The sequence below is a fragment of the Streptomyces sp. NPDC101151 genome, assembly GCF_044768335.1.
GTDB lineage: Bacteria > Actinomycetota > Actinomycetes > Streptomycetales > Streptomycetaceae > Streptomyces.
Map to the genome: position 1 here is coordinate 1 of NZ_JBIWPP010000101.1, position 4,689 is coordinate 4,689.

General features: G+C 70.2%; 4 protein-coding genes and 1 pseudogene. 4 read left to right on the top strand and 1 reads right to left on the bottom strand.

The features are described from left to right. Nucleotides 1-129: 129 nt before the first annotated feature. From ACIRU3_RS47305 to ACIRU3_RS47320, 4 genes and pseudogenes are all read left to right on the top strand, one after another. Nucleotides 130-717, top strand: coding sequence for a hypothetical protein (locus ACIRU3_RS47305; protein ID WP_404070586.1), 588 nt, complete (start codon nt 130-132; stop codon nt 715-717). Nucleotides 718-1,282: 565 nt separating this feature from the next. After that, nucleotides 1,283-1,333: pseudogene (locus ACIRU3_RS47310) on the top strand (hypothetical protein); the annotation flags it as partial. Nucleotides 1,334-1,762: 429 nt separating this feature from the next. Then, a complete protein-coding gene (locus ACIRU3_RS47315; protein WP_404070588.1) occupies nt 1,763-1,927 on the top strand; it encodes a hypothetical protein in 165 nt (54 codons plus the stop codon). 961 nt (nt 1,928-2,888) lie between these two features. Next, nucleotides 2,889-3,551 (top strand): HAD family hydrolase, encoded by a 663-nt coding sequence (locus tag ACIRU3_RS47320; RefSeq protein ID WP_404070590.1) that lies wholly within the window; start codon nt 2,889-2,891, stop codon nt 3,549-3,551. Nucleotides 3,552-3,717: 166 nt separating this feature from the next. On the opposite strand, the gene ACIRU3_RS47325 is transcribed toward ACIRU3_RS47320, so the two are convergent. Then, nucleotides 3,718-4,227 (bottom strand): hypothetical protein, encoded by a 510-nt coding sequence (locus tag ACIRU3_RS47325; protein ID WP_404070592.1) that lies wholly within the window; start codon nt 4,225-4,227, stop codon nt 3,718-3,720. Nucleotides 4,228-4,689 lie beyond the last annotated feature (462 nt).

The window sequence follows — 4,689 nt, forward strand, 5'->3', positions numbered from 1 at the left end:
AAGACCGACAAACCCAAGATCACCTAGAGCTCGACCAAGCCAGGACCTGGCCCATTACGTGAACACGAGGCCGGGGAATATCGCGAACGTTCACAGTACCTGACCGCGCTGCGGGCTGAGGACACGATCTTGGTGCTGCAGACGCTGCACTGGGCGGACGAGATCCGCGACCCTAAAAAGGAACTGCCCGAGCTGCCCTCTGGCCGGGCCGGGCGCGGCAAGGAACTACAGATGGCACTGCAGCTGGTCGACAGCCTCAGCAGCGGCTGGAACCCGGCCCGCTACCACGACACCTATCAGGAGCAGATACGCGAGCTGGTGAAGGCGAAGGCCGAGGGCGAGGAGGTCGCACTGGCCGAAGAGGCGCCGGCCGCGACCAATGTCGTCGACCTCATGCAGGCCCTTCAGGGGAGCCTCGATGCTGCCCGCACCAGCCGGAGCGAGCAGCCGTCCTCCACACGGAAGACCGCTTCCGGACGCCGCGAGACTGCCCGGTCGGCGGCGAAGAAGGCAGCGGCCCAGAAGGCCCCGCCGAAGCAGGGGCGGGGGCAACGCAGCCGCACCACGCGCCGGCGCGAGCTGGAAAAACTTAGCAAGACGGACCTGTACCAGCAGGCGTCCGAGCAGGACCTGCCCGGACGGTCGAAGATGAGCCGCGACCAGCTCATCGACGCTCTCGCCCGAGCCGGGCGCAGCAGCAAGAAGAGCGCCGCCTGATCCCCCGGCCTCGCACCGAGTGGACGGGCATGACGTGTTCCCCGGCCGTGGCCTGGCGTGCCGTGCGGACCAGGCCAGGACCTGGGCTCTGACGCCGTAGTGCCCTGCTCCGACAGGGCGGCAGGGTCTCGGGCAGCCCGCAACCACCGCGCCGTGGCCCAGCGCCGCCTGATCTGCCTGCCGATGTTGCGCGGTCTCGTTCGTGACATCGGTGCCGGGTCAGATTCTCCGCGGAGGGACCGGGTACTGCGTTCCATCCTTCCGCGTCGTGTCGGAGGTGAGGACAGAGGCGCGACAACACGGCGAACTTCCGATCACCGACTGTAACCGCTTGGCGGGCGGGACGCTGGAGCACGGGATCGGCGCTTTGGACACCGGCGAGTTGGACACCTTGAAATCTGATGAGACCAGGTACGCCGACCGCAGGGCGATCGTGCGGATCCTGGAGGCACGGCTCGGCCAAGTGTGTCCGAGCACCCACCGCCTCACGGAAGGCCCGAACAAGTCGGCGAACCGAAGGCTTTCGGGCCTGGCGAGCAGGGGAGGAGAGCTGAGGAACAGGCCCATGAGCCCTGATGCCTCACCGACACGAACCCCGGGACACGAACCGGGCGGCGGAATACCCCCCGGTGAAACCTCTCCCGCTGGGGGGAGTACCCCTCTGGTATCTCCTACCCGGAGCCTGAGCTGCGCAGGGGGTGGGGGCCTGTGCCGCTCGCCCTGATCCTGCTGGTGGTGGTGCTGGTCGCGGTCGGGCTGATCGCGATGCCGGTGGCGGTGGCCCTGATGGTTTGCCCCCCAGGCCACGGCGGGCCGTCGCCCGTCGACGACGCTGCCACCACGCGCGGCCCTGCACGGCCAGGACGCCCAACAGGCAGATCGGTCGGCCCCTTCACAGGGGAGGCCACCGGACGGGACCGGCACGACAGCCCTGACCGCTGCAGCGGGCTCGCCGGGCGGGACTGCCAGGGTCACGCTGGGAAGCGTGAGCAGACCGCCGATCGTCGTACACCCGTTTTCCCGCACGGGTGGCCGGAGAGTTACCGTGCACTCCCGGGGCCGGGACGAGATCCTCGGTACCGCCTACAGCGATCACGATCTGGTGGTGTTCCTCGAAAGCACGGGCTTCCACGATCCCGGCAACATCCTGGACGACGACCGGTGGATCGAGTGGCGCGGCGGCCGCGCGCACCAGTGGAGTGTTGCCTGAGATGTCTACACCGCATGGGCCGCTGAGTGCGGGGGGTGTGGTCGGTCTTGTCGGCGCACCCGACCATGAGACTGACCACGGCAGGTCAGTGTGCTTCTGGCAGCCGCCCACTACCGGTTTGACCATGCGGGTGGTTCTGCCCGGCCTCCCCTCGTCTGGTTGCGAAATGGCCAGCCACGCCTCGGCAGAGCCGGCCGGGGGGTGAGCACGAGGCTGCCGTTCCCCGGAAGAGCTGCCGACGGGCCGCATGCGTCGGTGCCGGGGCGAGGGCCCGGGTCAGGTGCTGGTCCGGGCCCTCACGAGGGTTCGCGCATCCGCGGGGGGTCGGACATTCATGGCGCGATGCCGTACTCAACGACTACCGACCGCGGAGGTCACGCCCCGGACCAGAGCCGCGTGAGCAGGCTGATATCGGGTACACGACGGGCAGATCGTATGGGTGATCCCGAGGCGGTACGGTGGCGACGACCGTGCCGCCGCATGCGCGAGCGACAGGCCGGGGTGCTCCCGGCCGATCCGGCCGACCTCACCTTCCCTGCCTCGTCGGCAAGCGCGGCGCCGAACTCCTCTATCGCGTCGGTCGGAGACGTTCATCGGCACGTTCGCGCGGCGCATGCCGAGGAAGTGGTCCTCCGGCGCGGCGCGCAGGCACCGTTGCGATCCGCGCGAAATTGTCGCGCTGAAACCGTGGCGACGACGAGCCTGCTGACCTGTTGCGATGTATTTCTCCACGGAGCCGGCCGAAGTCTCCGACGGAACTGTTCTTGGCCCGGACTTGGATGAGATGCGATCACCCGTCGGGCGCGGTGCCATGGAGGGAACTGGAGGAGGTGGCTGCGGGCCTGGCACGGCGGTGTGGAACGGCGCCCTGACGTTCGGGCCGGTGTCCTTGCCGACTCGGCTGTTCACCGCCACGGACAGTCACACCATCCACTTGCACCAGCTCCAGTAGGGAGTCCCGATGTCGCGGGCTGCCGTGTTCGATGTGGACGGAACGCTGGTCGACACCAATCACCTGCACGTGACGGCATGGTGGGAGGCGTTCCGGCAGGCGGGTCACAAAGTGCCCATGCACGCCATCCACCGGGCCATCGGACTGACCTCCGCCGACCTCATCGCGCACCTGTTGGGAGACGAGCGGGACCGGGACGAGGACGACGCCATCGCCGCCGGCCACAAGGCGTTGTACGGGACATACTTCGACCGGCTGCCCGCGTTCCAGGACGCCGGCGCGCTCCTTGAGACGTTGGCGGAACGAGGCTGGACTGTTGTCCTGGCCACGTCAGCCGGGGGTGCGGAACTGGAGGCTCTGCGGCGTGCCATCGACGCTGACCAGGCCATCAGTGCCAGTGCGAGCGCCGACGACGTCGAGGCCGGCAAGCCGGCCCCGGAGCCTGTCGAGCAGGCCCTCGAACTCGCGGGTGTATCCGCTGAGCGCGCCGTCTTTGTCGGCGACACCGTCTGGGACATGCAGGCAGGATCCCGTGCCGGGGTCACCTGCGTCGGGGTGCTGTGCGGTGGCATTCCCCACGGCGATCTCGCGGCGGCCGGGGCGTCAGCGATCTTCCGTGATCCGTCCCATCTCTTGCAGGCGCTGCCCGACAGCCCACTGGGATCAGCCTGACACCCTCATCGACTGATCCGCGAGAGAGGCCTCCATCTCCTGGCCGCACCGACTCGGCTCCGCCGACGTCAGGAACCGCACCCCCGCACAACCGGCGGACCGGAGTCCTTGCCGCCGCCTCGACGGCCATCCGCTCGGGCTGCGCTTCGTCGCCACGACGACGGGATCACGGCAGGTCGGCGCTGTCGATGGTGAGCAGCTCCATGAGCTGGGGCCGGTGCAGGCCGGCGATGCCTTCGAGCAGGTCGGGATGGCGGAGGAGAGCGGCGGCTTCGGTGTCCAGGTCGCCGGGGTCGGTCAGCCGCTGCACGCTGCCGGCGGCGTGGTGCTCGATTGTGCGCAGGGCCCGGTGGGCGTGTGTGGCCAGGGCAGGGTCGGCCAGGAGGCAGGCCGCCCAGCTGACGACGGTTTCGTCGACCCATGTCCGCCAGGCGGTGTCCTCGGGGTGCGGGTCGTATCCGGTGAGCCAGTCCAACCGGTGGGATCCACTCGGTGCGAGCAGATGAAGCAGCTGCACGTCGAGGTCGGTGGGGTACCGCAGGACAGCGGCGAGCGTGGCGGCCTGCCGGGCCTGGGCCTCGGCGAGTGCCTGGCTGAGCGCGCCCGCGGGGGCGGGGTAGGCGGCCAGGAGCCAGCGGGCGGAGGCGGCTATGACAGACGTCAGATCATTGGGCACGGCGGTCGGTCCCTTGGGAGCGTGCTCGCCTGTGTCCGGCTGATCGGCGCCGCGAGCTGATTCGCGGAGCCGCGCTGCCCCGCTCGTGGCACAACAGCGTAGGCAACCGTTCTGGAAGAGGGAATGATCCGCGTCACAGGGTGCCGTTCGTGCTCCGGGGCCGGACCGAAAGTGTGCCGTCCGACCCTGGAATCGGCCCGTTTCGCCCGTTGGCGGCCGTGCGGGGGTACCGACCTGCCGTGGCCGGTGACGAAGTCGCGGGCTCGGTCCATCAGGCCGGCGCCCGGGGCGAGGAGGTTGTTCATGGGCGGGGTGTCGGGCGCGCAAGGGTGCGGGCGGGGGGGGGGGGCGGGGCCCCCCCCCCCCCCCCGGGGGGGGGGGGGGGGGGGGGCGGGGGCCCCCCCCCCCCCCCCCCCGGCGGGCCGCCGCCCCCCCCCCCCCCCCGGCGCCCCCGAGGCGCCG

Excerpts from the sequence above, each read along its gene's own strand:
- ACIRU3_RS47320 (WP_404070590.1), top strand. The coding sequence starts at position 2,889 with ATGTCGCGGGCTGCCGTGTTCGATGTGGACGGAACGCTGGTCGACACC.